The 24,666-nt window shown below is 70.0% G+C and carries 24 protein-coding genes and 1 pseudogene; 7 read left to right on the top strand and 18 right to left on the bottom strand.

The features are described from left to right. From G6031_RS17920 to G6031_RS17870, 11 genes and pseudogenes are all read right to left on the bottom strand, one after another. Positions 1 to 223 (bottom strand): annotated as a pseudogene (locus G6031_RS17920) (prepilin peptidase); the annotation flags it as partial. Between the two features lie 17 nt (positions 224 to 240). Next, positions 241 to 1,137, bottom strand: a complete 897-nt coding sequence (locus G6031_RS17915; protein WP_182654008.1) for a type II secretion system F family protein — start codon at positions 1,135 to 1,137, stop codon at positions 241 to 243. Positions 1,138 to 1,169: 32 nt separating this feature from the next. Then, positions 1,170 to 2,117 carry a type II secretion system F family protein gene (locus G6031_RS17910; RefSeq protein WP_182654007.1) on the bottom strand — a complete coding sequence of 316 codons (948 nt, stop codon included), beginning with the start codon at positions 2,115 to 2,117 and terminating at the stop codon, positions 1,170 to 1,172. After that, the gene (locus tag G6031_RS17905) at positions 2,114 to 3,670 is read right to left on the bottom strand and encodes a CpaF family protein (RefSeq protein ID WP_182654006.1); all 1,557 of its coding nucleotides are present in this window, start codon (positions 3,668 to 3,670) and stop codon (positions 2,114 to 2,116) included. Before G6031_RS17905 ends, G6031_RS17910 begins: the two co-directional genes overlap by 4 nt. Then, positions 3,667 to 5,022 carry an AAA family ATPase gene (locus G6031_RS17900; protein WP_182654005.1) on the bottom strand — a complete coding sequence of 452 codons (1,356 nt, stop codon included), beginning with the start codon at positions 5,020 to 5,022 and terminating at the stop codon, positions 3,667 to 3,669. The genes G6031_RS17905 and G6031_RS17900 overlap by 4 nt, the downstream gene beginning before the upstream one ends. Beyond that, positions 5,019 to 5,732, bottom strand: coding sequence for a Flp pilus assembly protein CpaB (gene cpaB, locus G6031_RS17895; protein WP_347238527.1), 714 nt, complete (start codon positions 5,730 to 5,732; stop codon positions 5,019 to 5,021). The genes G6031_RS17900 and cpaB overlap by 4 nt, the downstream gene beginning before the upstream one ends. Positions 5,733 to 5,762: 30 nt before the next feature. Next, positions 5,763 to 6,704, bottom strand: a complete 942-nt coding sequence (locus G6031_RS17890) for a pilus assembly protein TadG-related protein (RefSeq protein ID WP_182654003.1) — start codon at positions 6,702 to 6,704, stop codon at positions 5,763 to 5,765. Further along, positions 6,692 to 7,084 (bottom strand): TadE/TadG family type IV pilus assembly protein, encoded by a 393-nt coding sequence (locus tag G6031_RS17885; RefSeq protein WP_182654002.1) that lies wholly within the window; start codon positions 7,082 to 7,084, stop codon positions 6,692 to 6,694. Before G6031_RS17885 ends, G6031_RS17890 begins: the two co-directional genes overlap by 13 nt. 100 nt (positions 7,085 to 7,184) lie before the next feature. Then, a complete protein-coding gene (locus tag G6031_RS17880) occupies positions 7,185 to 7,406 on the bottom strand; it encodes a Flp family type IVb pilin (RefSeq protein WP_182654001.1) in 222 nt (73 codons plus the stop codon). Positions 7,407 to 7,908: 502 nt separating this feature from the next. Continuing rightward, a complete protein-coding gene (locus G6031_RS17875; RefSeq protein WP_182610183.1) occupies positions 7,909 to 8,505 on the bottom strand; it encodes a transcriptional regulator in 597 nt (198 codons plus the stop codon). A 167-nt stretch (positions 8,506 to 8,672) separates the two neighbouring features. Then, positions 8,673 to 9,914 (bottom strand): acyl-CoA desaturase, encoded by a 1,242-nt coding sequence (locus G6031_RS17870; protein WP_179523565.1) that lies wholly within the window; start codon positions 9,912 to 9,914, stop codon positions 8,673 to 8,675. A gap of 269 nt (positions 9,915 to 10,183) precedes the next feature. Here G6031_RS17870 and G6031_RS19130 point away from each other — a divergent pair, with 269 nt between their 5' ends. Continuing rightward, a complete protein-coding gene (locus G6031_RS19130; RefSeq protein WP_259846053.1) occupies positions 10,184 to 10,315 on the top strand; it encodes a hypothetical protein in 132 nt (43 codons plus the stop codon). 129 nt (positions 10,316 to 10,444) lie between these two features. On the opposite strand, the gene G6031_RS17865 is transcribed toward G6031_RS19130, so the two are convergent. After that, positions 10,445 to 11,305: a mycofactocin-coupled SDR family oxidoreductase gene (locus tag G6031_RS17865; protein ID WP_179523564.1), complete on the bottom strand. Its 861-nt coding sequence runs from the start codon at positions 11,303 to 11,305 to the stop codon at positions 10,445 to 10,447. A gap of 100 nt (positions 11,306 to 11,405) precedes the next feature. Between G6031_RS17865 and G6031_RS17860 the strand changes: the two genes are divergently transcribed. Beyond that, positions 11,406 to 12,815 carry an NYN domain-containing protein gene (locus G6031_RS17860; protein ID WP_182654000.1) on the top strand — a complete coding sequence of 470 codons (1,410 nt, stop codon included), beginning with the start codon at positions 11,406 to 11,408 and terminating at the stop codon, positions 12,813 to 12,815. Positions 12,816 to 12,847: 32 nt separating this feature from the next. Here G6031_RS17860 and G6031_RS17855 read toward each other — a convergent pair whose 3' ends face one another. The 4 genes from G6031_RS17855 to G6031_RS17840 all read right to left on the bottom strand — a co-directional run bounded on the left by G6031_RS17855 (position 12,848) and on the right by G6031_RS17840 (position 17,669). Next, on the bottom strand, positions 12,848 to 14,413 hold the full coding sequence (locus G6031_RS17855; RefSeq protein WP_182653999.1) for an HNH endonuclease signature motif containing protein: 1,566 nt from the start codon (positions 14,411 to 14,413) through the stop codon (positions 12,848 to 12,850). Between the two features lie 202 nt (positions 14,414 to 14,615). Next, positions 14,616 to 15,110, bottom strand: a complete 495-nt coding sequence (locus tag G6031_RS17850) for an SRPBCC domain-containing protein (RefSeq protein ID WP_182653998.1) — start codon at positions 15,108 to 15,110, stop codon at positions 14,616 to 14,618. A 109-nt stretch (positions 15,111 to 15,219) separates the two neighbouring features. Further along, a complete protein-coding gene (locus G6031_RS17845; protein WP_182644576.1) occupies positions 15,220 to 16,152 on the bottom strand; it encodes a PspA/IM30 family protein in 933 nt (310 codons plus the stop codon). 65 nt (positions 16,153 to 16,217) lie between these two features. Then, on the bottom strand, positions 16,218 to 17,669 hold the full coding sequence (locus G6031_RS17840; protein ID WP_182634515.1) for a hypothetical protein: 1,452 nt from the start codon (positions 17,667 to 17,669) through the stop codon (positions 16,218 to 16,220). Between the two features lie 431 nt (positions 17,670 to 18,100). Between G6031_RS17840 and G6031_RS17835 the strand changes: the two genes are divergently transcribed. The 5 genes from G6031_RS17835 (at position 18,101) to G6031_RS17815 (ending at position 22,344) form a co-directional block, all read left to right on the top strand. Then, positions 18,101 to 19,033: a hypothetical protein gene (locus G6031_RS17835; protein ID WP_182653997.1), complete on the top strand. Its 933-nt coding sequence runs from the start codon at positions 18,101 to 18,103 to the stop codon at positions 19,031 to 19,033. Positions 19,034 to 19,151: 118 nt separating this feature from the next. After that, on the top strand, positions 19,152 to 19,664 hold the full coding sequence (locus tag G6031_RS17830; RefSeq protein ID WP_182634519.1) for an NUDIX domain-containing protein: 513 nt from the start codon (positions 19,152 to 19,154) through the stop codon (positions 19,662 to 19,664). Positions 19,665 to 19,696: 32 nt separating this feature from the next. Next, entirely contained in the window at positions 19,697 to 20,338 is a 642-nt protein-coding gene (locus tag G6031_RS17825) for a hypothetical protein (RefSeq protein WP_182653996.1), read from the top strand. 73 nt (positions 20,339 to 20,411) lie between these two features. Further along, positions 20,412 to 21,053, top strand: coding sequence for a copper chaperone PCu(A)C (locus tag G6031_RS17820; protein ID WP_182653995.1), 642 nt, complete (start codon positions 20,412 to 20,414; stop codon positions 21,051 to 21,053). Further along, entirely contained in the window at positions 21,046 to 22,344 is a 1,299-nt protein-coding gene (locus G6031_RS17815; RefSeq protein WP_182653994.1) for a Dyp-type peroxidase, read from the top strand. Before G6031_RS17820 ends, G6031_RS17815 begins: the two co-directional genes overlap by 8 nt. Positions 22,345 to 22,450: 106 nt before the next feature. Here the strand turns inward: G6031_RS17815 and G6031_RS17810 are convergent, their stop codons facing one another. Then, entirely contained in the window at positions 22,451 to 23,431 is a 981-nt protein-coding gene (locus G6031_RS17810; protein WP_182653993.1) for an SGNH/GDSL hydrolase family protein, read from the bottom strand. Between the two features lie 124 nt (positions 23,432 to 23,555). Then, positions 23,556 to 24,644 (bottom strand): SGNH/GDSL hydrolase family protein, encoded by a 1,089-nt coding sequence (locus G6031_RS17805; RefSeq protein ID WP_182653992.1) that lies wholly within the window; start codon positions 24,642 to 24,644, stop codon positions 23,556 to 23,558. Positions 24,645 to 24,666 lie beyond the last annotated feature (22 nt).

Genomic DNA, 24,666 nt, shown 5'->3' with positions numbered 1-24,666 from the left:
CACAGGCCACCGCGAGCGCCGCGAACGCGATCAGCTCGGGCAGGGCGCCGGCCAGCCCGGCGGCCCCGGCCCCACCGGCTGCGGCCAGGCCCACGTGTAGCCCGGAGCGCAGCCAGCGGGAGTCGGAATCGGCGATGGACCGGATCCGCCCGGTCAGCGCCGCGGCGAGTGCCCCGCACACCACGGCGGTGAGGATCACGGTCACGGTGTTGCTCGGGAGCACTGGGAGACTCGGGACCACTAGGAGAAGGCCTCCATCATGTTCATCGCGGTCGGGCCCAGGAGCACGATGAACAGCACCGGCAGGATGCAGAGGATCAGCGGGAAGATCACCTTGACGGGGATCTGCATGGCCTTCTCCTCCGCGCGCTGGCGGCGCTTCATCCGCATCTCGGCGGCCTGGGTGCGCAGGACGTCGGCGATGGAGATGCCGTAGGCGTCGGCCTGGATGATCGCGCGGACGAAGCGCCGCAGGTCGGCCACGTCGGTGCGCGTGGCCAGGGACTCGTAGGCCTGCCTGCGGGTCTGGCCCACCTGGATCTCCTGCAGTGTCCGGACCAGTTCCTCGGCGAGCGGCCCCGTCCCGTTCTTGCCCGCCCGGGACATGGCGGAGTCGAAGCCCAGCCCGGCCTCCACGGCGATGGTCATCTGGTCGAGGGTATCGGCCAGCTCGAGCTGGATGGCCTGGCTGCGTTCCTGGCCCCGGCTGTGCAGCAGGAGCTCGGGCAGGAAGTAGCAGACCACGGTGGTCGCGAGGCCGAGCAACACCGGGAGCGGCCCGTCGGCGCTGCGGATGAACAGCACGCTCAGGGTGCCGACCCCCAGGCCCAGGGCGAGCTTCAGCACCAGCAGACGGTCCAGTGACCAGCCGGGTGGGCGGCCTGCGCGGGAGAGCAGTTTCTCCAGCATCCTGATCGAGCCGCCCGGGGTCAGACGCCGGGCGAGCACGACGAGCGCCCCGGGAGTCGACTCCTCCTCCTGGGTGGGTGACCCGACGCCCGGCCCGGTGTCCAGGCCGAGGGTGAGATTGGCGACCGTGCGCGCGCGATCCCCACCGAGCCCTACGAGGACGGTCCAGACCAGCAGCGCCACGGCCAGGCTGATGGCGAGGACGGCGAACAGGGCCGAGGGGGACACGGTGCTCTCCTTCTCAGTTGCCGGGGGCGGGGTCAGAACTTGATGTTGACGGTCTTGCGCAGCCACAACCCGCCTGCGATCAGCAGGATCAGGGCCACGGCGACCAGGGCATATCCGAGCAGGCTCTGGGTGAACGGGACCATATACGCGGGGTTGGTCATGAAGAGGAACCCCGCGATCCCGACGGGCAGGGCCATGAGGATGTAGGCCGAGAGCTTGCCCTCGGCGGCCAGGGCCTGGACCTGGCGGCGGATCTGGTTGCGTTCCCGGATGGTGTGGCCCACGCCGTCGAGCACCTCGGCCAGGTTGCCGCCGACCTCGCGGTTGATCGCGATGGCCTGGGTGACCCAGACGAAGTCCTGGCTACCCATGCGTTCGGCGGTCTCCTGGAGGGCCGGCGCCAGCTCGCGGCCCACCCGGGTCTCGTTGATGATCCGGGCGAACTCCTCGGAGGTGGGCGCCTCGGCCTCGCGGGACACCGAGGCCAGGGCCTGGAGGAGGCTGTGTCCGGCCCGGAGACTACTGGCCATCAGCTGGAGGGAATCGTCCAACTGGTCGGCGAAGGCGGCCCGGCGGCGACCGGCTTTGACGGAGAGTCCCACTTTGGTCGCGAGCGGCGTCAGGACGCCGAGCACGATTCCGAGCAGTGGCCCGGAGGCGACGAACCCGACCGCGGTGGCCGCGAGAGCGGCCACGATCACGAGAAAGACGAAGTCCTGCAGGCGCATCTTCACCCCGGCCTCCGCCAGGGCCCCGGCGCCGGGGGTTCCCCGACGGCGCAGGATCGTGTCGATCGCGGTGGTGAGTGCGGTCGATGCGCGGGTCACCGGGCCCGGCACGTCGGCGTCTGTGGGGCGCCGCCGTTCGCGGGGGAGGCGCGTGCGGGTGAGCGTCCGGACCAGGAGGTATCCCGCTAGCAGCAGCGCGATCGAGAGGGCCACCACTCCGATGACCGCGGGGGAGAGGCTGTTCTGGGTCACCGTGGCTTCCCCGCAGGGCCGGTCGCGCCGGGGGTGGCGAACACCCGGGGCGAGAGTGTGATGCCCAGTTCGGTGAAGCGGTCGGTGAACCGCGGCCGGACACCCGTGGGGATCGGCTTGCCGAGGAATTTGCCGTTCGCGTCGAGGCCCGCGGAGTAGTCGAACAGGAAGGCGTCCTGCAGGGTGACGGTCTGGCCCTCCATCCCCTGGACCTCGGTGACCGCGGTGACGCGACGGGTTCCGTCGCGCAGTCGGGTGAGCTGGATGATCACGTCCACGGCCGAGGCGATCTGCTCACGGATGGCGCGCAGCGGGAGGTCCATCCCGGCCATGAGGACCAGGGTCTCCAGCCGGGCGATCGCGTCGCGGGGGGAGTTGGCGTGCACCGTCGACAGCGACCCGTCGTGGCCGGTGTTCATCGCCTGCAGCATGTCCAGGGTCTCGCCGCCACGGACCTCGCCCACCACGATGCGGTCGGGCCGCATACGCAGGGAGTTGCGCACGAGGTCGCGGATACTGATCTCGCCCTTGCCCTCGATGTTCGCCGGCCTGGCCTCCAACCGCACCACGTGGTCCTGCTGCATCTGCAGCTCCACCGCGTCCTCGATGGTGACGATGCGCTCGCCCTCCGGGATGAACGACGACAGGACGTTGAGCAAGGTGGTCTTTCCACTGCCCGTGCCGCCGGAGACGATGATGTTCAGCCGCGCCTGCACACACGCCTGCAGGAGTTCGGCCATCTCCGGGGTGAGCGTCCCGAAGCCGATCAGGTCGGGGACCTTGAAGGGGTCCCGGGAGAACTTGCGGATCGTCAGGGACGAGCCGTTGACCGCCAGAGGCGGGACGACGGCGTTGACTCGGGAGCCGTCGGCCAGACGGGCGTCGACGAGCGGGGAGGACTCGTCGATACGTCGACCGATCCGGGAGACGATGCGCTCGATCACGCGGCGTAGATCCTCCTCGGAGGTGAACCTCGCGGGGCTCCGGGAGAGCTTGCCGCTCTGCTCGATGTAGATCATGTCCGGCCCGTTGACCATGATCTCGGTGACGGTGGGGTCGGCGAGCAGTCGTTCGAGGGGGCCGTGGCCCAGGACGTCGTCCTGGATGTCGGCGATGAGCCGCTTGCGCTGCTCGCTGGTCAGCGGGACGGTCTCCTCCTCGACCACCTGGTTCAGCTCACTGCGCACCAAGGCGTGGAGTTGCTCCTCGGTGAGCGAGGGGTTGTTCAGCCGCGCCCCCATCCGCTCGAACAGGGCCGACGAGGCCCGTTCCTTGAGCTTGGACAGTGCGTCCCCGCCCGCGGAGGGCGTCGAGGACTCCTCGGCCTGCGGGGTGACGACGGGAACGGGGACCGCCGGAGTCGCGGCGGCGTCGGCCCCGGTCGTGTGCGGGGCGGCCTTGCGGGCGGTGAGGGTGCGGCGCTCGGGGCTCGGCACGGGCTCTGGCGTCGTGGCCTGCGGAGCCGCGGCCGGCGGCACCGGAGCGACGGCAGACAACGTGGTGGTACCAGCGTCGGGGGACTTGGCGGCCCTGAGCCGCTCGGACAGGCTCATCGCTGCTCTCCTCGGTTCTCGCCCCGGGTGTCGCCCTTGTTCTCGTTTCTGTGTAGCCGGTGCCGGCCCTCGGGTCGGGTGGCCGACGAGCCCGCTGTGCCCGCTGAGCTCCGCGCCCCTGCGGGCGCGGGCGTGGGCCTGAGGCGGCCCAGGAACTTGCCGACCGCCGACGGGGACCTCGGAGTGCGGGCGAGGGTCGGGGTGAACCGACCCACGAGCTGTTTCAGCTGGGTGGTCACCGGGTCGCGTCTGTCGTTCTGCAGCAGGGGGATCCCCTGGTTGACCGAGGCGACAGCGCCCTTCGAGCGGGGGATCATCATGTCCACCGCGGCGCCGATGGTCGCCTCGACATCCGTCTTGGTGAGGCCGTTCTGGGTGTCGGCGAAGTTCAGGACCACGTGGCGGCCGGTGAAGACCATCCCGAGTTCGCGCAGGATGTCGATCTCCTTGCGCAGCCCGCGCACCCCCGGAACATCCATGCTCGTCACCAGGACCAGGTCGTGGGTGTTGTCCAGGACCGTGAGGGTGAGTTCCGTCAGGCCCGGGGCGGTGTCGACCACCACGTAGCGGAACTCCGAGGCCAGGGTCTGGAGCAACCGGCTGACGTCCTCCGCCCCGATGGAATCGGCCTCCGCGGGAGATCCCGGTCCGCACACCACGTACAGGCCCGTCTCGTGCTGCGTGAGGAAGGTCTTGAGCACCATCGTGTCCTGCGCGGCGGGCCCGTGGACCACGTCCACCAGGGTGTACTCCGGCGAGAGGTTGAGGGCGCTGCCCACGTCGCCGAACTGGACGTCGAGGTCGACCAGGACCGTGGAGTGCGGGTCTGCCCGGGCCAGTCCGACGGCCAGGTTGGTGGCGACGGTGGTCTTGCCCACGCCGCCCTTCGGGGAGGCCACGCTGATCACCCGGCCGGGTGGGGTCTCCGAACCGTTGACGGCACCTCCGGGTCCGCCACCGGACTCGGACTGGCCGGCTCGGGAGGTTCGGCGGGCCCGTTCCAGGACCCACCCGAGCTCGCCCGTATCGGCGTCGGGGTTCACGATGTCGCTCACGCCGGCCCGCATGGCCGCGAAACCGATCTCCTCGGGCCGGTCACTGACCAGCACTACCGAGATCCCCGTCTGGTCGGTCCGGAGTCCGGCCGCCAGGTCGAGAGCCGCCGCCTGGTCGTGGGGGCCCGTGTCGAGGACCACCACGGCCAGCGGCTGCGTTCCGCCGGTCATGGCGAGCAGGCGAGCAGGGTCGGACGGGAGCGGACCCAGGGGAAGGTCCACGAGATGATCTCCCACCACGGCCCGGATCCGGTCGCGGAGGTCGGCGGACTCGGTCAACACTACGATGCGGCTCATTCGTACACGTTCCCTGGAGTCACGATGCGGGTTCCGTCCTGGGGCACTTCGGGTCCTTCCACAGACAGCCAGATGGTCCCGTGTTCGGCGCCGAACACGATGGTCTCCGCGTCGCGGGCGTTGACCGCGAGGGTGACGATCATCCCGCCGTCGGGCATTGCTGTGGCTGCCGGGTCCTCGGTGGTCTCGGAGTCCGAAGGCGGGGTTATTCCACCCTGGACTCTCAACACGAGGATCTTGTGAAGCACCAGATGGGTCTGCGACAGAGGCGGGCCAAGCGACACGAACACCCCGACGGTGGTCCCCGGGGTCAGGGTCCCGCCCAGAACCCTCGGCGCGGCGAGGGGGATCGAGACCTGGTGGAGGTTCGGCGGTGCCGGGATCTCTCCTGGTTTGAGGATCGATGCCGGGTCGGCGAACCTGCCGGCGAGAATCTGCTCGCCCGGCTGCAGAGTGGTCACGGCCACCAGTCCGTCGAGCTCCGCGAGGTCGGTGACGGCTCCGGGGCCCACCGCTGCTGCGGGGATGGACTTGGTGGCGATCAGCTCTGCCAACGCCTCGGCGGGGATGCCCTCAGCGATGGGAGCGGTGGCCACCAGCACGCTGACCGGTTCCATATCGGCCATCGCTCGTTGGTCGGCGTTGTTGACGTAGCTGATCAGCACCACGGCGCCGAGCACCGCGAGGAGGACGGCGGCCACGATGGCCACGACGCGACGATTCACAGGGGACTCACTTACCTATCGGGGAAGCAGGGCCACCACGGAGGCGCCCATGTCGGGGGCGGAGGGCCCGTAGTCGAAGTCGTCGGACATGTCGACGAAGCGGGTGAAGTACCCCTCGATGCAGCGCTCGTTGCCTTTGCAGCTGGAGTTCCATTCGCGACCGGAGAAGCGATAGCCGGTGATCTGGAAGGCGGCGTATCCGTAGACGCGGTACCAGGCGTTGCTGCCGGAGTCCCCGGACTCGTCGAAGATCGGAATGAGCACGGTCGCGTTACGTAGTGCGACCAGGTCGGCGTCCGTGCAGGAGTTGGGGACCGAGTTGCCGGGGTCGCTCCAGAGGACCTCGTTGATCCGGTTGGCGACGCTGCACCTTCCCGAGTTCGCGTTCAGCCAACCGAACCCGCCGGGGACGTGGTTGCCGGACGGGCCGGTACAGCCCACGGCACCGGAGGTCTTCGATCCGAAAATGGTGCGCCTGACGGTTCCCGATGGCATCCCGCCACCGGTCTGTGCCCTGAAGTCACACAGCGAGAAGGTCAGGGGAAGTACCGCTCTGCCGCCGGTAGGGGCCCCCCACCCCGTCGTGGCGGATGCCGCTATCGCGGTCTCGTTGATCCCGAGGACGGGAGCGAACCAGTGCTCGCGCACCCCGGAGCCCGTCACGGACACCCGCCCGGAGGACGGCGTGGGTGCCGGGACCACCCCGGCGGTAGCCTCGGCGTCGATGGTGTTGGCGGCGATGAACTGCTGAGCCGTGTCTCTAGGGGTGCGACAGTTGCCGCGCGCGCAGTCCTGTGCGATTGCCAGCGCTGCGGCATCCGCACCGGTCTGGAGTTGCTGCCGCTCGGAGTAGACGGAGGCGATGTCGACCGAGATGGCGGCGAAGCCGATCAGGGGGATCATCAGGAGCGCGACCATGACGCTGACCGCGCCGCGGTCGTCCTTCAGCCGTTGCATCGCATGGTTCCTCTGCCGGTCAGGGTGAAGTCGTCGATCGGGAGGAACCCGGAGATCAGCTCGAGAGGGTAGGTGATGGTGACCGTGGCCGTGCCGGCCGGGGTGGTCGAGGTGGCCGCGCAGCTGGTGGGGGTGACGCTGATCGTCGCGCGAGAGAGGTCCAGCGGGCTAGCGGAGTTCCGCGTGGCCGTCCGAGCCGCCGTGACGCTGTTCTCCAGTGCCATCACTCGCACGCCGTCACGCGCGGCGTTGGAGAGTGTGGTCTGGATGTTGTATGCGCGACCGAACTCGATTATTCCGAGGACGAGGGCGAGGAGAACCGGGACAACGATCGCGAACTCCAATGCCGCGGCTCCGCGATCACTGAGAGGTGTGGTCACGATAGGTCCTCTGGAGGGGTCTAAGGGGTTTCGACAAAACTGCCTCCGGCGCAGCGCCCACTAGGTGGGTCGCTGCGCCGGGAACTCAGCTACGGCGCTTCTAACCTGCCGGGTTGACTGCCCCGTCGAGCTCCTCTCCGGCCGTCTCAAAAACACCGAGAAGAGTGTCACCCAAGAAGATGACCGCGAAAATGATCACGACCGCGATCAGCCCGACCATCAGGCCGTACTCCACGGCCGTAGCGCCGCGGTCCTTGCGGTCATCGAACCGGTCGCCGGCGAGGGCGAAGAGGGTGAAGAAGTAAGTAGCAACCTGGCTCATGATGAACCGTCCTTCTGGTGCGGGGGTCGGTCGACCCGAGGGGAGGGGTGCGTCCGATTCGTTGTGAATCAGTGACGTGAATCACTATGGCACATCAGCTGTGATTGTCAAAACAATCTGATTAATCCGTGGCCTCAGTTCAGCCCACCGTCCCGGTCGAGTGGCGGCCGGGATGCCCCAGGATGGACCGTTCAGGCGAATCCGGACCCGGAAGAGTGGCCCGGATTCGCAACTGAACACCGCATACATGCACCCGCACAGTGGTTATCACCAGTTGTGAGGATGCCCGGACGGAGGGGTGGCAGAGGCACGAAACAGACAGTCTTGACACATGGCTGACGTATCACGGTGCTTCTGGGGCGGAACTCTAGACTGTGAGAACCTTAAACCTCAAGCAAGGTAAACCTAAGCGGTTACGCCGCCGCGTCTGGGCGCGCGTCAGAGAGCGAGCCGCAGCCGGGCGTGTGGTGTAAGGCGAATCATTGCCCCGAGGGGCGAGAGCTCAGCGCAGGAGGCCGAAGAGGCGTCCGCCGCGGTGCTCGTGGCGCGAGAGTGCAGACCCCAGGAGGTCGGCGTCGTGCTCGTGGTCGACCTCGGCGCCGGCCAGCCGGCCCACGGTGCGCTCCCAGAGCAGCCCCTCGTACACGGCCAGGAGGTCCAGAGCGGCGGCGGCGGGGTCACGCAGCCCGGCGGCGTCGAGAGCGCCGGCGAGGTCGCTCGGGTCGAGCAGGGCGGCCACGAGATCGGTGGTGTCGTCCTTGCCGGTGAGTTCCATGATGAGCGCGGAGCGGGCTGCCAGCTCGCCGCGGTAGTCGGCGAGGAGGCCCTCGATCATCCGCGTGAGCATCGCCAGGACGTCGTCTGCATCGGAGGAGGCGAGCTCCTGGATCCCGGACACCTCGACGAACCCGCGCAGGAGGGAGGTGAGCCTGTCGACGGTGAGTGAGAGGAGTTGCGCACGGGTCCGGCAATAATAGGAGGTCGAGCCGGAGGGCAGTCCGGCCTCGGAGTCCACGGCGCGGTGGGTCAGCGCGCGGACGCCGTCCCTGGCCACCACCTCGATCGCCGAATCGGCGATGAGCATGCGCCGGTCCTCCATGGTGGCTCCCGTCGTCGTGGTTCACAGGCCTTCGGCTCGACCGCTGTAGCGCGGGTCGCTGCCGACTAGAGGGTCAGCCTATCGCCGGGATGCCGTTCCTGGATCGAAACAACGGACGCCCCGACACCGGTTTCGGTGTCGGGGCGTCCGGAGGGTGGCCGGGCGGGTCAGGCCGCCGAGGCGACCTTGCGGGCGCGCCGCCTGGCCGAGTACGTCAGTGCCGTCTGCAGGCCGGCCCGCTGCCCTTCCTCCTGCGCCGGGAGGGGCTTGGGCAGGTCCGCGAACATGCGCTCGGAGTGCGTCTCCGGGGCGTCGTCCGCCGTGCGCCGCAGCATGTGGTCGGGCAGCGACATCTTGGCGATGGTCCTCCACGCCTTGAAGTACTGGACGGGCAGCGGGCCCGCCACGTACGGCAGGTCGTACTTGCGGCACACCTCGCGAACCCGGACCGATGCCTCGGCCAGGCGGTTGGACGACATGTCGGGGTAGATGTGGTGCTCGATCTGGTACGACAGGTTGCCCGAGAGGAAGTCGATGACGGGGCCGCCGGTGAGGTTGGCGGAACCGAGCATCTGACGGAGGTACCACTCGGCGCGCGTCTCGTTCTCGACGTCCTTCTTGGTGAACTTCTCGGCGCCGTCGGGGAAGTGCCCGCAGAAGATCACCGCGTTGGTCCACACGTTACGGATGCCGTTGGCGGCGAGGTTGGCCGTCAACGTGGACTTCCAGCCCTTGCGGGAGAGCGCCGGGTAGAACACGTAGTCCTTCGCGAGCTGGCGCCCGGCCTTCTTGGCGAACAGGCCGAGCTTGTTCATGGTCTCGCGGCGGTCGTCCCGCCCCTTCGCGACCTTGCCCAGCTCGAGATGCTGGATACCGACGCCCCACTGGAACAGCAGTGCGAGCACCGCGTTGTAGACGAGGTTGCCGTAGAAGAACGGGTGCCAGCGCTGGTCGCGCGTCACGCGCAGCACTCCGTACCCGACGTCGTCGTCGAGGCCGACGATGTTTGTGTACTTGTGATGGATGTAGTTGTGGGTCTGCTTCCAGTGCTCGGCGGTGCCCACGATGTCCCACTCCCACGTGGTGGAGTGGACCTCCGGGTCGTTCATCCAGTCCCACTGCCCGTGCATGATGTTGTGCCCGAGCTCCATGTTCTCGACGATCTTGGAGAGCCCGAGCGCGCCGGCGCCGATGGCCCACGCGGTGCGGTTGCGCGACCCGACCATCAGCAGTGCACGAGAGCCCACCTCGAGGGCGCGCTGGAAGCGGATCGTGTTGCGGATGTAGGTCGCGTCCCGCTCGCCGAGGGAACCGATGATGTCCTGGCGGATCTGCTCGAGTTCCTCGCCGAGGGCTTCGATGTCGGCCTCGGAGAGGTGTGCGAATTCCGGGATGTCCGTGATAGCCATGAACCTACGGTACCGTAACTTACGGTCGCGTAGGTAGGGTTTAGTTGGTTGGGTCACACTCGAGGCTACGGCGCTCTGGCCAGCGGCGGAGCCTGTCGATGCCACATCGTTTGTCACGGTTGTGTAACGTCGACCGGGTTCGCGGCGACATAGGGGTTGTCACGCGCCGCGGGGGCTCGAGGGAATTGCTGGAGCCCGGCGGCAACGGGGACCACCAGACCGCCAGATACGCAAGTACGCTTTCAGTACGGATCACAAGGGGACACATCATGAGCAGCGCCAACGACATCTTCCTGCAGGCCATCCAGCCCATCGTCGACATCTTCTGGACTCTGGTGTGGACCGCCACCGGCTCGACCGTCAGCGTTCCCCGCCCGGTGGCGCCCACGCCGTCCACCTGATCAGGCGCGGCCAGGTGGGAAACCTGGCCCCCTGAACCGGCTCGCTACCCCGGCCCGCCTCTCATCCGAGAGGCGGGCCGGAGTGCATTTCCTGCCCTAGGCACAGGTCCGCGCCCCGAGCCCGAGCCGTCACAACCCGAACTTCTCGCTTCCGCCCAGGTCGATCGGGATGGAGGCCCCGGTGATTCCCGCGCCGGCGGCGCTGCACAGGTAGACGGCCATCGACGAGATCGCCGACGCCTCGACCCACGGCTCGGGCAGCTGGTTCATCCCGCTGAAGGTCTCGGCCGCGTCCTCGAGCGTCGTGCCCTCGCCCCCGGTCATCATGGCGATCATCGACGGGTTCTCGATCATGGGGGTGCGGACGTTGCCGGGGTGGATGGAGTTGCACCGCACGCCCGAGAAGCCGAGCTCGCCGGCCAGCGACTTGGCCAGCCCGCGGACCGCCCACTTGGAGGTCGTGTAGCTGGCGGTGAACGGTGCGCCGCGAAGGCCGACCATCGAACTGATGATCACGACGCACCCGCCCCGGCCGGTGGCCAGGATGTGGGGGATCGCGGCCGTCGTGGTGACCCAGGTGCCCTTGAGGTTGATGTCCAGGGTGGTGTCCCATTCCTCCTCGGAGCGCTCCCAGGAGGCGGAGGGCTGGGGGGACACCCCGGCGTTGGCCACCACGAAGTCGAGTCCGCCCAGTTCGGCGACCCCGGCATCGACGGCCTCCCGCATCCCGGGCAGGTCGCGGACGTCGACCTCCGCGGTCACGCACCTGCGCCCCAGCGCCCGGACGGCCTCCGCGGTGGCCCGGAGGTCCTCCGGCCGGGCCATCGGATAGGGGACCGTCTCGATGTCGCGGCACAGGTCCAGGGCGATCACGTCGCACCCGGCGGCCGCGAAGGCCTCGCAGTGGGCCCGGCCCTGCCCGCGGGCGGCCCCGGTGACCAGCACGACCTTTCCGGTCAGCTCGGGAGGGGTGGCGGTGGGGCTCGACATGGTGGGTGTCCTTCTGTGATCGGTGGCGGGCCCTGCGGGGTCGTCCGCCCTGCGGCATGCTGGAAGTCCAACGTAGACAAAGTGATAGGTAGTGATCATCATGCTCGAACGGACACTGGTTCTAGTGGATACCTCGTATCTACTAGCTAGCTTCTACAACTCTTGGGAGGAGGGTGCGCGCGGTCAGTTGGAGATATCCCTGGCCACGGTCGTACACCGTTTAGATCAGGTCGCCCACGGTCTCGTGGACCAGCCGGTCCAACGACAGAACTGGTACGACGGGATCCCGGATTCCGGCCCGCACCGGTACCAGCGCACGCTCCGCGTGATCGAGGGCGTTCAGCTGCGCGCGGGTCAGTTGATCGAATGGGGCGAGCGTCGAACCCAGAAGGCCGTCGACACTCTTCTGGTCGCGGACATGATCCAGGCCGCCTACAAGGGGCAGTGTTCCGACATGGTGCTGGTCACCGGGGACGCCGACATGATCCCGGGGGTCCGGGTGGCGGTGGACGCAGGTGTGCGGATGCACCTGGTGGGGTTCGGTTGGGATTCCATCTCCTCTGCGTTGCGCCACGCGTGCGACACGACCTTGGTGCTGGATCCGCGCACCGATTTCCACGACGCCATGCAGATCAGGGTTCTGGAGGGGCCGATCCCGCCCAAGGTGCGATCGTCCGCCGAGCGGCCCACCGCGCCCGGAGACGACGCCAGCGAGCCGGTCGGCGAGGAGTCGGTGGGGATGGTCGAGGTGGATCTTAGGTCCGATCGCGCGTCCGCCACCTCGGTGGCCGACGAGACCAGCCTGACGATCGCCGACGAGGAGTGGGCCGCCGACGCCGAGGAGCGGGCGGCAGATGAACAGGACTGCGCGGCGATCTCCGAGATCCATGCTGCTGACATCGATGGCGCCGAGACCGCCGCGGGATTGACGCCCGCGAACGAGCGCGGTGCGAAGCCGGGCGCCGGAGCGGGGCCGGCGGGGAAGGTCCGTGGGTCACGGCCGGAGCCCCAGCCGCAGTCGCCGCACCGGCCCCGGCGCTCGGAGGGCGAGCCCCGGGACAGCGAGGTACGGGAAGACGAGCCCCAGGAATCCGAGCCCCAGTCACAGCCGCCGTCCCCGGCTCGGGCGCAGGCCAGGACGTCGACGCCGGGCCCTCCGCCCAACGGGGCGTCGCGCCCGAGCCCGTCGATGATGGCCCCTCACCGCCGCCCGCTCCGCTCCAAGTTCGTGCCCCTCTCGGAGGAGGTGTGGACCTCGTTCGGCGAGCAGACCCCGTTCGACGTGGGCCAGCAGTACGCGACCTGGTGGTACGAGCAGGCCGCCACCGAGGAGCAGCGAGACCAGGCCCACCTGCTCTCCGGGGGCGTGCTCCCACCGGCGGTGGACCGCCCTCTACTGCAGTTCGCCTGTCAGATGCTCAACGAGTTCACCCTGACCGAGGCGCAGCGGGTTCGGCTGCGCGACGGATTCCATGAGGGGATCCGCGCGGTTCTGCTCAAGCACCGCTGACCGGGCGGGTGAAGGGCGTCGGCGCCGGGGCGTCAGAAGGGCGGGGGGTCGTGGTCGTCACCGACCAGCCCGTCATCCCGAGCCGCGGCCGCGTTCTCGCGTCGCTGCGCGGCGATCCGGCACGCCCGCCTGTACCAGTGGGTGCTGAGGGGCCGGGAGCGGAGCCAGGGTCGGTCGGGGGAGCCGGGTCCGGGAGGCGCCTCGGGCCCGTTGCACGTGCGGTCCCGCCACTTGGCCAGGGGGCCGTCGGGGAGGGTGGTGATGGTGTGACCACTCTCCGTGACAACGGTCAGCGTTCCGTCGCGCAGGAGTCGGTAATACCAGGTGTGGAAGGTCTTGAACCTGTGGTGTCGCCGGCAGAGGCACATGAGATTGGCCTCGACGCTCTGGCCGCCCCGGCTCGGTTCGGAATGGTCGAACGGCACGACATGATCCACGTCGCAGTCCTCGGCGGAGACCGAACATCCGGGGTGACGGCAGGTGCCGTCGCGTAGCCGGATCCGGCGGGCGAGCTCACCGCTGATCCGGTAGCGGCGCGCACCGCCGACCGGGTCCGCGGACCCGGCCTCGGGGTCGGGGAGGGAGATGTGGGCGCCGACACTGCGGGCGAGCAGAGCGATGAGGGCGTCGATCGACGCGGGGCCGCCTCGCGGGAGGTAGACCTCGGGCTCCTCGCCCGGCCCGCGAGGGGCCAGGATGGTGATGATCGGTCTGATCTGCGGCCCGGGCGCGAGTCCGGCCGGGCCGCTGCCCGCGTGCCGGCCACCGGCACCGTCGCCGTCGCCCTGATCGCCGGTACCGAGGATCGCATCGACGAGGGCATCCGCCCGGTGCTGCTGGCGGGTACGGGGATGCGGGTCGTACGCCGGCCCGGTGCCGTTGCGGACGGCCTCGATCCGGGCCCGCTTCTCGCGATCGAACCGTTCCCCGGCGGTGTGCCCGAGCGCCTCGTGGATCGCGGACGCCTCGGTCGAGGTGAGGTGTGCACGGAGTTCGGCCATGCCGTCCACCCCGCGCCGGACGCTGACCCGACGCTCACGCGCCGCGGCAGCACGCCGGGCCAGGACCCCTTCCGGGTCGAAGTCCGCGATGATGCTGTCGGTCTTGGCGAGGATCGCGTTGCGGCCGGGCCGCTCGCCGGAGTCGATGGAGTCCAGCAGCCAGTCCACGACCAGTCGGTGCACAGCGTCCAGGACGGAGTGGTCGACCGTCCGCATCTGCCGGACGAGCATCCCCGCCGTGCGCTCGTCCAGGAGGCCGGACCCCATCGCCTCGACGATCCCCGGAAAGCTGATGACGAGATCCCGGGCCAGTGTGAGCATCGCTGACGCGCGGTGGTGATGAACACCGTAGGTGGCGACCAGCTCCGCACAGGCGACGTCGAACGGGTCGAGCACCGCGTGGTCGCGCGGGCGCTCCGGCCCGTCGGGGTCGTAGTACCCGGCCTCGACGTCTCGGGCGAACTGCTGCTCCTCGCACAGTGCCAGGAGATCGTGGCAGGCCTGCAGGCGGGCGGCAGCGGCGCGGTTCTCCGTGCGGAGGGCGTCGAGGGCGGCCAGGCCGGCCGCCGCGATCCCCGAACCGTGTTCTGCCGACATCCGGCTCCCCCTTCTGCGATAGCGAGGCGATCGCTCGTGTGTTCGATAGGGAAACCCTAGCAACGGGGTACGACATGGTGTTCCGACCACGACCGATGTGAAGGACGCGCCGGGGCGCCGGGGCGGCGGGACGTGCGGCGTCATCGAAGGGGTCTGGGATGGGGATGGCGTGAAGGGAGCGGTGCGGGCCGCTCCGGACCGCTCAGCCGCCCAGCAGGGACCGGTAGTACTCGGCGAGACCGGGGTAGTAGTCGGGTTCGAACTTCAGCGCGTCCGGATCCCGTCCCGCCTCGGCCTCGACCAACCGGTCCAGGTAGTACTCCCACCCGGGACCGATCGAGGAGGCGGACTCGGCGTCCGCGATGTCCTGTTCCAGGGAGATGACGGCCTCGTCGTCGTCGCCCTCGATCCTCACGGTGAGGAGCCACCCGCCCGGTCCGGTCCGCACGACCAGGAGCCCCGGCGCGTCACAGGTCACCACCTCGACACCGTCGACGGGATCGCCCTCCTCGGCGGTCATGGTGAGCTGGACGGTGCCGGACGCCGGGTCACCCGACCACGGGCCGATCCACCGGGCGGTGCGGGCCGGGTCGGTGACGGCGGCCCACGCCTGCTCGCGGGACATGGGCAGGCGGCGGGGGAACACGACGGCTCCCGAGTCGTCGAGGTATCCGGAGGCCGTGGGCGTGGTGGACATGGCGTCTCCTCGCGATCAGAGAGGCGCCGGGTGAGGTGTCAGCGCAGCGCCGACATCAGCGTATCGCGCATCGGCGCGATGGCGAGGGCAGATTTCCGGTGGGCGACCTCTACTCCCTGGTGTCGCGGGGGAGCGTCGGCCCGGAGAGGTCGGAGGGGCCCGGCTCCGGGGTCCCGGCGTCCTGCGGGGTGGGGCTCGTCCCCGTCTGCTCGGTGGGCGTCGCGGCGTCCGCGGAACCGTCGGCTCCGGTGCCCCCGGTCAGCTGCCGGTCGGCGGCGCCACCCGTTCCGGCGCCCTCGACGGCGGTGCCGCCACCGCTCAGACCCATGGACGCCCGGATCTGCTCGAGCTTGCTCCTGCCCTCCGACTCGCGGGTGAACGCGGCGGCGTCGAGCTGCGCGCTGGACGGGGACCCCGTGGCCTCCGCGAGCTCCTGCTTGCCGAGCGCCGTGGTGTAGCGGCCCTCGATCTTGGCGCGGATCTCGTCGAACGTGGGCGAGTTGCCGCCGCCGACCCCCTCCAGCGAGGACATGGAATCGACGGTCCGGTGCTGCATCTCCGCCTGGGTGGCCTGGAGCAGGAGCTGGTCCTCCTGCGCGAGCGTCTCGCGCAGACGCTGGTCGGACTCCCTGACCGCCTGCTTGGCCTGCTCGGCGGCCTGCACCGCCTGCCCGTGCAGCTGCTTGGTGTTCTCGAGGTCCTGCTCCAGGGTGACCATCCGGCCGGCCAGCTGCTCGGCCTGCGCGTCGAACTGGGCGGCGCGGGCGGTGTCCCCCTCGGCACGCGCCGACTCGGCCACCTGGAGGGTCTGCCGGATCTGGCCCTGCACCTCGTCGAGCTGCCGGGACTTGGTGCCCATGGCGATCTCGAGCTGCTTGGCGTTGCCGATCACGGCGGCTGCCTGGTCCGTCACCGACTTGTGCTGCTGGCGGGCGTTGTCCATGGCCTGGCGGACGAGGATCTTGGGGTCCGCGTTGTCGTCGACCTTCTTGTCGAGCGAGGCCTTGAGGTAGTTCCAGCTCTTGGAGAACGGGTTCGGCATGGCGGGGTCCTTACTCTGTCGGCACCGGCGGGCCCCGGACCGGCAGATCGGTCCGGGGCGTGTTCCTACCTCTTGACGGTACCGAGCAGTGCGGCCACGGGCAGCGCGGTCCGCGGCAGGTAGGGCTGGCGCCACAACCCTCCCGAGGCCGCCCCGTGGGACTCGTGCTCCCACTGCACCCCGACGTCCGGCCGTCCCACGTTGAGGTCGTGGACCAACAAGGCGGCGAGCAGAGCCGACGAGGTGGCGGGTTCGAAGATCTCGATGCCGAACGCGTGCGCCCCCTTGTACGTGGCGGCGAGGATCTTGTTCTTGGTGACCGAGCGGGTGTCGGTGGCGGGGGCGACGTTGACGGAGACGGTGTATCCGTCCGCGAACGCGGTGGTCGCGCGCCACCGCTGGACCCGCTTGGCGAGCGTGTAGTTGGGGCCCTGCTGGGGGACCAGCGCGTCGTGCACCGCCGGGCCGTGCCCCTTCTCGTAGTTGCGGTGGAAGACCTTCTGTCGGGTCAGGGTGCCGACGATCTTCTTGACGTCGGTGGCCTTGCGGGCCGCCAGCGCCGCGTCCGAGGCCCGGCGGACATCGGCGGGGACCACGAACGTGTCCATGGGGGTGGCGAGGTAGGCCAGCGCGTCGGCGGTTCCGTCCTTCAACAGGTCGACGACGAGGGCGTCGGCCGCAGACGAGAGCTGGACGTGGGTTCCGCCGTCCGCGTAGAAGTAGCTGCCCACCGTGAGCGGGGCCGGGGCGGCCGCTCGGGCCCAGGCGGCGAGCTCGGGGAGCTGGGTGAGCAGGTCGATGCCCGGCCGGCCGTCCGTGTCCGTGGGGAAGTGGAGCCGGCCGGCGAACCCTGGAGCCTGCCCGCGGAACCGGTCCCACACCGGGCTCGAGGGGAGGTCGACACCCAGGACGTCGGCGCCCCACCGCAACAACCGGGCGGCGGGCCCCATCTCCGAGCCCAGGCCCAGCACGAGCATCGCGCGGCCCGGCAGAGCGAGCCACTCAGGATTCTCCTGCACCAACTTCAGAGCGTCCGCGCAGCTCGGCTCGATCACCCCGGAATCGACCCATTTGTCGAGCCGGGCCCGCAGCATCGCGCCGGTCAGTTCCTCACCGCGGTAGGGGATGGACAGTTCCGTGGCGGGGGCCGCCGTCCCCTGGACCGTCTCGGTTCCCGGAGTGGACGTGGAGGGGGCGACGGCGAGGTAGTCCGCCATCGGGGTCTCCACCTCCTGGCCGTCGACCTCATGAACGCCGACCATCCTGGATTGGAGCGAGTCGAGGGCGGCGCGGGCCACCCCGTCCCACGCGGCGGCATCGGCGACGCCCGCACTGACCATCTCGGTGAAGGGCTGGATGTATCCCTTGCGCCAGTCCTTGATCCTGTGGACCCGCTCGCCCGCCGCCGGGTCCACGGTGGACAGTGCGTCGGCGACGACCTGCTTGGCCAGCCGCCCGGACGAGCGGTTCCCGGCCGAATCGGTGGGGAACTGAACTCCGCTGCTGTTCGGTGTCATGGCGCTCCTGGATCGGGGACAGATTTATCCGAGGTTAGCCTCACATTTATCCATGTCAGAGCCCGTGGCGCAGCGTGTTGACGGCGAGTCGGTCAAATGTAGGTGAGAAGTGATCAATGTCACTAATTGGTCTCCCATAGAACAGTCTATAACCAAAAGCTCACTTATTAAGGTTCACATAAGCCGAGGTAGTCGCATGGGAGCGGTCTTTCAGCAGCAATCATCGTCCGGACCACGGAGTCTGGGCGTAATCGCGCGGCTGGGCATTACCTGTGCCTAAACGAGACTTCTTGTAACAAGTCCAGAAAATTGCTCGATAGGGTGGTGACACGATCCGACGGTGAGTAGCCCCAGGGCTGCACACCGGACCGGGCGACGAGGGGGAGAACCCGGGTCGCTGGGTCGTCACCAACAACAGGAAGGCAATTCCTATGAAGAACACCAAGCGGATGATCGCCGTTATCGCCGCCTCCGGACTCGCACTCGGCGCCATGCCGGGTGTCGCCAACGCTCAGAGTGAGCTGCTCGACCTCAACCTCGGAACCGGCCTCCTCGGTGGCTCGATCGACCTGGGTGTCGACCTCTTCGTCGGCTCGACCGGCGCTGAGAGCCCGCTGACCGGTTCGCTCGAGGGCATCGACGGCTCTGATTCGCTGGGTACCGGTTCTGATTCGGATTCGCTTGATCCGGCGTCGCTGGGCACCGGTTCTGACTCCGATTCGCTCGACACCGATTCGCTTGATCCGGCGTCGCTGGGCACCGGTTCCGACTCCGATTCGCTCGACACCGATTCGCTTGATCCGGCGTCGCTGGGAACCGGTTCTGACTCTGATTCGCTCGGCACCGATTCGCTCGATGCGGGTTCGCTCACCGAGATGCTCGGCTCGCTCGATCTCGACTCGGATTCGGCGGACCTCGGTTCGCTTGACACCGCGTCGGCCACCGATTCGCTTGATCCGGCGTCGCTGGGCACCGGTTCCGACTCCGACTCGCTCGACGGTGGCTCGCTCGAGGGCATCCTGGCCGCGATCACGGCCGGTTCCTCGGACCTCGGTTCCTCGGATCTCGGCTCCACGTTCGAGGGCTCAGAGACGATCGTCGAGGGTTCGCTCGGCGAGTCCGGTTCCGCCGAGGGCTCCGCCGACGGCGGCTCCGTCGACGCCGGCACCCTCCTCGCCGTCGGTTCGCTCGCCGCTGCCGGCATCGGCATCGGTCTCGCCGTCTCCGGTGGCGTCAACCTGCCGCCGCTCCCGCAGATCAACGTGGGTCTTGTCTGCAACCTGCCGCAGGAGGCCATCGACTTCCTCAAGGACAATGGCTCCATGGAGCGTCAGGAGTGCGAGCCCGAGGAGCAGCAGAACTGAGGTTCTGACTCTTCCACGCTGACTGAGTCAGCGATCGGATAGTTCTCCGGCGATCCCCGTCGACCACACGGTCGGCGGGGATCGCTGCATTTCCCGGGGTCTGGATACGCTCTGGGCTATGTCAGTCCCCGACTTCGTCCTCGAGCTCCGCCGGCACGTGGGCACCGCACCGCTCTGGCTGGCCGGTGCCACCGCCGTCATCCGCGACCCCCACGGCGCGCGCGTCCTACTGGTTCGCAGGGCCGACAACGGCTGGTGGACCCCGGTCACCGGCATCGTCGACCCGGGCGAGCATCCCGCCGAGGCCGCGGTCCGCGAGGCATGGGAAGAGGCCGCGGTGAGCATCCGCGTGGACCGCGTCGCGTCCATCGGCGTCTCCCGCATGGTCACCTACGCCAACGGTGACCGCGCGCAGTACCTCGACCACACCTTCGCCTGCACCTACCTCGACGGCGATCCGCACCCCGCCGACGGCGAGAACACCGACGTCCGCTGGTTCGCGGTCGACGACCTGCCCGAGATGCGCCCCCACATGCTCGCGCGGCTCGAGGCGGGACTGGCGGACGAGGAGCGCACCCGGATCGAGCTCGCCACCGAATCCGCAGAGAGTGGGGCCGACCACTGCGGATAGGCCCCCGCTCGGCGCAGCATTAGAATCGGGGCATGTCCGCCGACCGATTCCGAGCCGAGGTGCCCCCCGTGGTGACCGCGGCCGTCGGAATCGTCGTCGCGCTGGTCAGCGCGGTGTTCGGCATCGCCGCCCACGGCCTGGCCGCCGGAACGGGGGCGCTGGCCCCGAGCCCCGGGCAGATCCTGCTGATCGCGGCGGCGAGCGCGGGCGTGGGGGCGGCTACCGCGGCCGTAGCCCGGCAGCGGTCCCCGATCCTGGTGGCCGCGGGCGGTCTGATCGCGGGCCAGGGAGTCGTTCACCTCCTCCTGGCGCCCGGGCACACGCACTCGGCCACCCCGGGTTCCTCTCACGCCGTGCTCGGCCACCACGTGACCGACCCCGCCCTCGTCCGTGCCGCCATGGACGGCGCCGGTTCCGAGCTGACCACTTCCCCCGTGTCGCTGCTGACCCCCGGGATGCTCGGCGCACACCTGGCCGCCATCGCCGTGACCCTCGCCCTGGTGGCGGTCTTGTCCGTGACCCTGGCCTGGGTGGCGGCGCGGGTGATGCCACTTCTGGAGACGGCCCACCTCGTCGTCGTCGCCCCGCTCGTCTCCTCCTACGACGCCGGCGCCCCGCGCGACCGGTTCCTCCTGGCCCGCGGAGGCACCCGCGCGCCGCCCGTGGCTGTGTGATCCCACCCCACGCACCGCCCGCGCCACGCGCCGGCGGGCGACCTCACACACCACACCAAGGACTGACACACCCATGCGTTCGCACACCCGTGCCGCCCTCGCCGCGGCCACCGCACTGACCCTCGCCCTGACCACGGCGGCCTGCTCCTCCGACGACTCCCCAGAGGCCACCGGCTCCACCGACCAGACGACCAGCGCCGAGGCCACCGGCGTCGTGATCCTCGAGGACGGTTGGGCCAAGGCCACCGACACCGACATGAGCGGCGTCTTCGGCACCATCCGCAACCCGGGCAGCGACGACGTCCACCTGACCGGCGTCTCCGGCGAGCTCGGCGGCCGCACCGAGTTGCACGAGACCGTCCCCGGCGGCAGCGGGATGATGATGCAGGAGAAGGAGGGCGGCTTCCTCGTTCCCGCCGGCGGCGAGTTGGTCCTCGAGCCGGGCGGCAACCACATCATGCTGATGGATCTGGACCGGCCCATCACCACCGGTCAGCAGATCACCCTGACCCTGGAGTTCTCCGGCGGCGCCCAGGGCGGTGGCACCGACCAGGACGTCACCGTCTCCGCCCGCGACTTCCGCGGCGGCGAGGAGGAGTACGTCGGCGGCGACCACGGCGGGATGGACCACGGGGGCATGAACCACGATGGCTCGGACCACGGCGGGATGGACCACGGCGGGATGGACCACGGGGGCATGAACCACGATGGCTGACCAGTCCTCCCGCGGACTGTCCCGGCGGTCGGTCCTCACTCGCGGCGCCGGCGCCGTGGTGGGTGGCGCCGTCGTCGGGGGCGGTCTGGTCGGCGGAGTGGTGGGGGGAGCCGCCGGGTACGCCGGGCGGGGAGTCCTCGACGACGACGAGGCCGTCCCCGACTGGGAGACCGTGGCCGACTCGCGAGTCGTGGGGGCCGCCACCGAGCCCTTCCACGGCCCACACCAGGCCGGCATCACCACGCCGCCGCAGGCCCACGCGGCCTTTGTCGGGTTCGACCTCGCGAGAGGGGCCACCCGCGCCGAGATCCAGGGTGTCCTGCGGGCGTGGTCCCAGGACGCCGCCCGGCTCACCTCCGGCCGCGGCGGCCTGGCCGACCTCGAACCCGAACTCGCCCGGGACCCGGCGCGGCTGACGGTCACCATCGGGTTGGGTCCGGGGCTGTTCGACGCGGTGCGCATGCCGGAGAAGCGGCCGTCGTGGTTGCGGCAGTTGCCGGCGTTCCCGCAGATCGACCAGCTCGAGGACCGGTGGTCGGGAGGCGATCTGCTGCTCCAGATCTGCGCCGACGACCCGCTGGTCGTGTCGCACGCCGCGCGGATCCTCGCGTCCGGCGTGCGAGGCGTGGCCGAGCAGAAGTGGGCGCAGCGGGGGTTCCGCAAGGCCGTGGGCACCGACCCGACCGGTCGCACGCAGCGGAACCTGTTCGGTCAGATCGACGGAACCGTGAACCCCGGGCCCGACGACGTGGACTTCGACCGGGTCCTGTTCTCCGACGGCAGGTCCGCCGACGGGCAGACCCAGCGATGGATGCGGGGCGGGTCCTCGCTGGTGCTGCGCCGCATCCGCATGACCATGGACACGTGGGAGGAGATCGACCGCACCTCCCGCGAGCTGAGCATGGGCCGGCGGATCGAGTCCGGTGCGCCGCTGACCGGGGTCCACGAGCACGATCCGGCCGACTTCAAGGCCGTCGACGAGGTCGGTCTGCCGGTGATCCCGCCGGAGTCGCACATGGCCCGGGCCCGGCAGCGCGATCGAGGTGAGGCCATGCTCCGGCGGCCGTACAACTACGACGACCCGCCGGAGCCGGGCCGGATCAGCAACAGCGGCCTGATCTTCACCGCCTACCAGGCCGATCCGGTGCGCACCTACATCCCCGTCCAGCGGCGGCTCGCCGAGCAGGACGCGCTCAACACGTGGACCGTCCCGATCGGGTCGGCGGTGTTCGCGCTCCCGCCGGGTGCGCCGGAGGGTGGGTACGTCGGACAGGGGTTGTTCGAGGGATGAGCTGACACGCAGCCGCCCCCGGCGATGAACCCCCGCGCGAGCATCGGCTCACGCTGGTGTTCGTCGCCGGGGGCGGCGGTAGTCGGGAGCGGTGGGGTCGGCGGGGTCAGATCGCCGCGGCGATGGCGTCGGCCATGGCCTGCTGGCCGAGGGCGGTGGGGTGGAACGCGGCCGCGTTGGTCGGTGCGCCCCCGAGGAAGTCGGTCCAGCGCTGGTCCGCCGGCGCGCAGGCGCTGCGGTCGACGTCGGAGGTGGGCAGCACCGAGACGTGGCCGTTGCGCCGGGCGGCGGCGTCGACCGCGTCGTTGATGGCCTCGGCCACCCCGCGGGCCCACTGCACGTCGGCGGGGTTGAGCTGGTTGGTGAAGGTGCAGCTCCCGCCCTCGGCGGGCATGAGCGGCAGGTATCGGGTGGCCACCACGGTGGCGCCCGGCGCACGGTCCGCGATCGCCGCGTAGACGTCGTCGATCTCGCCGCCCTCGCCGAAGGTCTCCGCGATGTCGGCCGCGATGGTGGCGCCGATGGCGGTCTGGCAGTTCTGCACGGTGGCGAACGGCCCCTGCTTGGTGATGCACCCGACGATCGTGCCGAAGCCGACGTCGTTGCCGCCGATCGACAGCGTGACCAGGTCGGTGGTCGAGTCGAGGGCGTCGAGCTGCGGCGGGACGCCCGAGCGCTGCGATTCGGTGAGGTCGGGGATCTGGGCGCCACCGCAGGTGGCGTCGGTGAGCTCGCCCACGGCGGGGTTGGGGTCCAGGACGTTGGCGTAGTTGGTCACGCTACGGCCGCACGCCTGAGCGGTGGCGCCGTCGGCCAACTCGGACTGGTCGCCGAAGGCCGCGTACGAGTCGCCCAGGGCCACGTAGTCCGCGTAGGCGGGCTGGGCGAGGGCACCGAGCGACCCGGACGCCGGCAGGGGCGTCCCGGCCGTGGACCCGAGGGAGCCGACGGCGACCGTGCCGTCCGTCTGGGTGGTCGACTGCGCGGCCGCGACGGGCGCGGCGGCCAGCGCGAGGGACGCGGCCAGTGCGAGGGACGTGGTGAGGGTGCGTGCGCCGGCGGAGCGGCGGCGTAGGGGAGTGAGCATGACCGCAGTCTGCTACCCCGGTCGCGCCCCCGTTGGTGGTTGTGGCAACTAAGCAACTTCTACTCTTGTCGGCCGGAGTCTGCTCTCGTCGGCCGACGCCTGCTCCCGTCGGCCGGCGTCGGCGCTATCCCGAGAGCGCGGACAGCACCCGACCGGCCACGTGGGCGTGCCCGGCGGACGTGGGATGCACGGGCACCGAGGAGGTCTGCAGGCCGGTGAAGTCGACCCACCGGGTCTCCGGGGGCGTGCACATCGAGTGTCCGGGCTCGTCGGGGATCACGACGGTCGCCCCGTTGCGCTGAGCCGCGTCGCGGACCACCCGGTTGATGCTCTCCTGGAATCCGCGGACCTTGTCCCGTTCGGCCTCGGGGATCGCGATGAACGGTGCGCAGTCGGGCGAGGCGAGCAGGGTGCGGTCGTCCGGGATCGCGGAGAGGTATCCGACGGTCACCACGCGGGCGTCGGGGGAGCGCCGGGCGATCTCGGCGTACACCGAGTCCATCCGTCCGTCGAGCTCCTCGAGGGCCTGCGCGGCCTGGCGGTCGATCACGTCGAAGCACCCGGCGGTGGCGTCGAAGCCCTCGGCGAGTCGCGCGGTCACCGAGTCCACCATCGGCAGGAACTCGTGGGCGGTGTTGGGCCGGACGGCGCAGGCCACGATCACCGCGGCGAACCCCACGTCGTTGCCACCGATGGTCATGGTGACGAGGTCGGTCCGCGCATCCAGGGCATCGAGCTGGGGCGGCGCCCCGTTGCGCGCCGGCTCGAGGAAGTCGTCGGCGGTGGCTCCCCCGCAACTGGCGTTGATGAACGTCCCCACACCGAGCTCGCGGGCCACGACCGTGGGATAGGCGTCGTCGGTCCGCACACACGCGACGGGCCCGGCGCCCCAGGATCCCGGTGCCACCCGGCCGACGGCAGCGTACGAATCGCCCAGCGCCACGTAGCGGGCCGGGCCGGCTCCGGTGCCGGCGTAGACGGACGGGCCGAGGCCCTCGCCACTGATCTGACCTGCGATGTTCTGCCCCAGCGTCTGCGTGGAGCCGCCCGCCTGCTCGATCGTGGAGCCGGTCGACGGGGGAGCGGCGGGGATCGCCGGGGTCGATCCGGCCACGACAGGGGAGACGAGGGAGCTCAACAGGACTGTTGCGGCGGCCGCCACGGCGCCGGTGGTCGCCGGGCCCGCGCCGCGACGGAGACGTGAGGTGTGCATGAGATCACTCTCTCATGAACGC

It is taken from the genome of Dietzia sp. CQ4, assembly GCF_014145125.1.
GTDB classification, from domain to species: domain Bacteria; phylum Actinomycetota; class Actinomycetes; order Mycobacteriales; family Mycobacteriaceae; genus Dietzia; species Dietzia natronolimnaea.
This window is presented reverse-complemented; position numbering and strand designations above follow the sequence as displayed.

Coding starts and splice junctions, on each gene's coding strand:
- G6031_RS17905 (WP_182654006.1), bottom strand. CDS start 3,670: ATGAGCCTGTCCGAGCGGCTCAGGGCCGCCAAGTCCCCCGACGCTGGT.
- G6031_RS17900 (WP_182654005.1), bottom strand. CDS start 5,022: ATGAGCCGCATCGTAGTGTTGACCGAGTCCGCCGACCTCCGCGACCGG.
- G6031_RS17890 (WP_182654003.1), bottom strand. CDS start 6,704: ATGCAACGGCTGAAGGACGACCGCGGCGCGGTCAGCGTCATGGTCGCG.
- G6031_RS17880 (WP_182654001.1), bottom strand. CDS start 7,406: ATGAGCCAGGTTGCTACTTACTTCTTCACCCTCTTCGCCCTCGCCGGC.
- G6031_RS17875 (WP_182610183.1), bottom strand. CDS start 8,505: ATGGAGGACCGGCGCATGCTCATCGCCGATTCGGCGATCGAGGTGGTG.
- G6031_RS17870 (WP_179523565.1), bottom strand. CDS start 9,914: ATGGCTATCACGGACATCCCGGAATTCGCACACCTCTCCGAGGCCGAC.
- G6031_RS19130 (WP_259846053.1), top strand. CDS start 10,184: ATGAGCAGCGCCAACGACATCTTCCTGCAGGCCATCCAGCCCATCGTC.
- G6031_RS17865 (WP_179523564.1), bottom strand. CDS start 11,305: ATGTCGAGCCCCACCGCCACCCCTCCCGAGCTGACCGGAAAGGTCGTG.
- G6031_RS17860 (WP_182654000.1), top strand. CDS start 11,406: ATGCTCGAACGGACACTGGTTCTAGTGGATACCTCGTATCTACTAGCT.
- G6031_RS17855 (WP_182653999.1), bottom strand. CDS start 14,413: ATGTCGGCAGAACACGGTTCGGGGATCGCGGCGGCCGGCCTGGCCGCC.
- G6031_RS17850 (WP_182653998.1), bottom strand. CDS start 15,110: ATGTCCACCACGCCCACGGCCTCCGGATACCTCGACGACTCGGGAGCC.
- G6031_RS17845 (WP_182644576.1), bottom strand. CDS start 16,152: ATGCCGAACCCGTTCTCCAAGAGCTGGAACTACCTCAAGGCCTCGCTC.
- G6031_RS17840 (WP_182634515.1), bottom strand. CDS start 17,669: ATGACACCGAACAGCAGCGGAGTTCAGTTCCCCACCGATTCGGCCGGG.
- G6031_RS17835 (WP_182653997.1), top strand. CDS start 18,101: ATGAAGAACACCAAGCGGATGATCGCCGTTATCGCCGCCTCCGGACTC.
- G6031_RS17830 (WP_182634519.1), top strand. CDS start 19,152: ATGTCAGTCCCCGACTTCGTCCTCGAGCTCCGCCGGCACGTGGGCACC.
- G6031_RS17825 (WP_182653996.1), top strand. CDS start 19,697: ATGTCCGCCGACCGATTCCGAGCCGAGGTGCCCCCCGTGGTGACCGCG.
- G6031_RS17820 (WP_182653995.1), top strand. CDS start 20,412: ATGCGTTCGCACACCCGTGCCGCCCTCGCCGCGGCCACCGCACTGACC.
- G6031_RS17815 (WP_182653994.1), top strand. CDS start 21,046: ATGGCTGACCAGTCCTCCCGCGGACTGTCCCGGCGGTCGGTCCTCACT.
- G6031_RS17810 (WP_182653993.1), bottom strand. CDS start 23,431: ATGCTCACTCCCCTACGCCGCCGCTCCGCCGGCGCACGCACCCTCACC.
- G6031_RS17805 (WP_182653992.1), bottom strand. CDS start 24,644: ATGCACACCTCACGTCTCCGTCGCGGCGCGGGCCCGGCGACCACCGGC.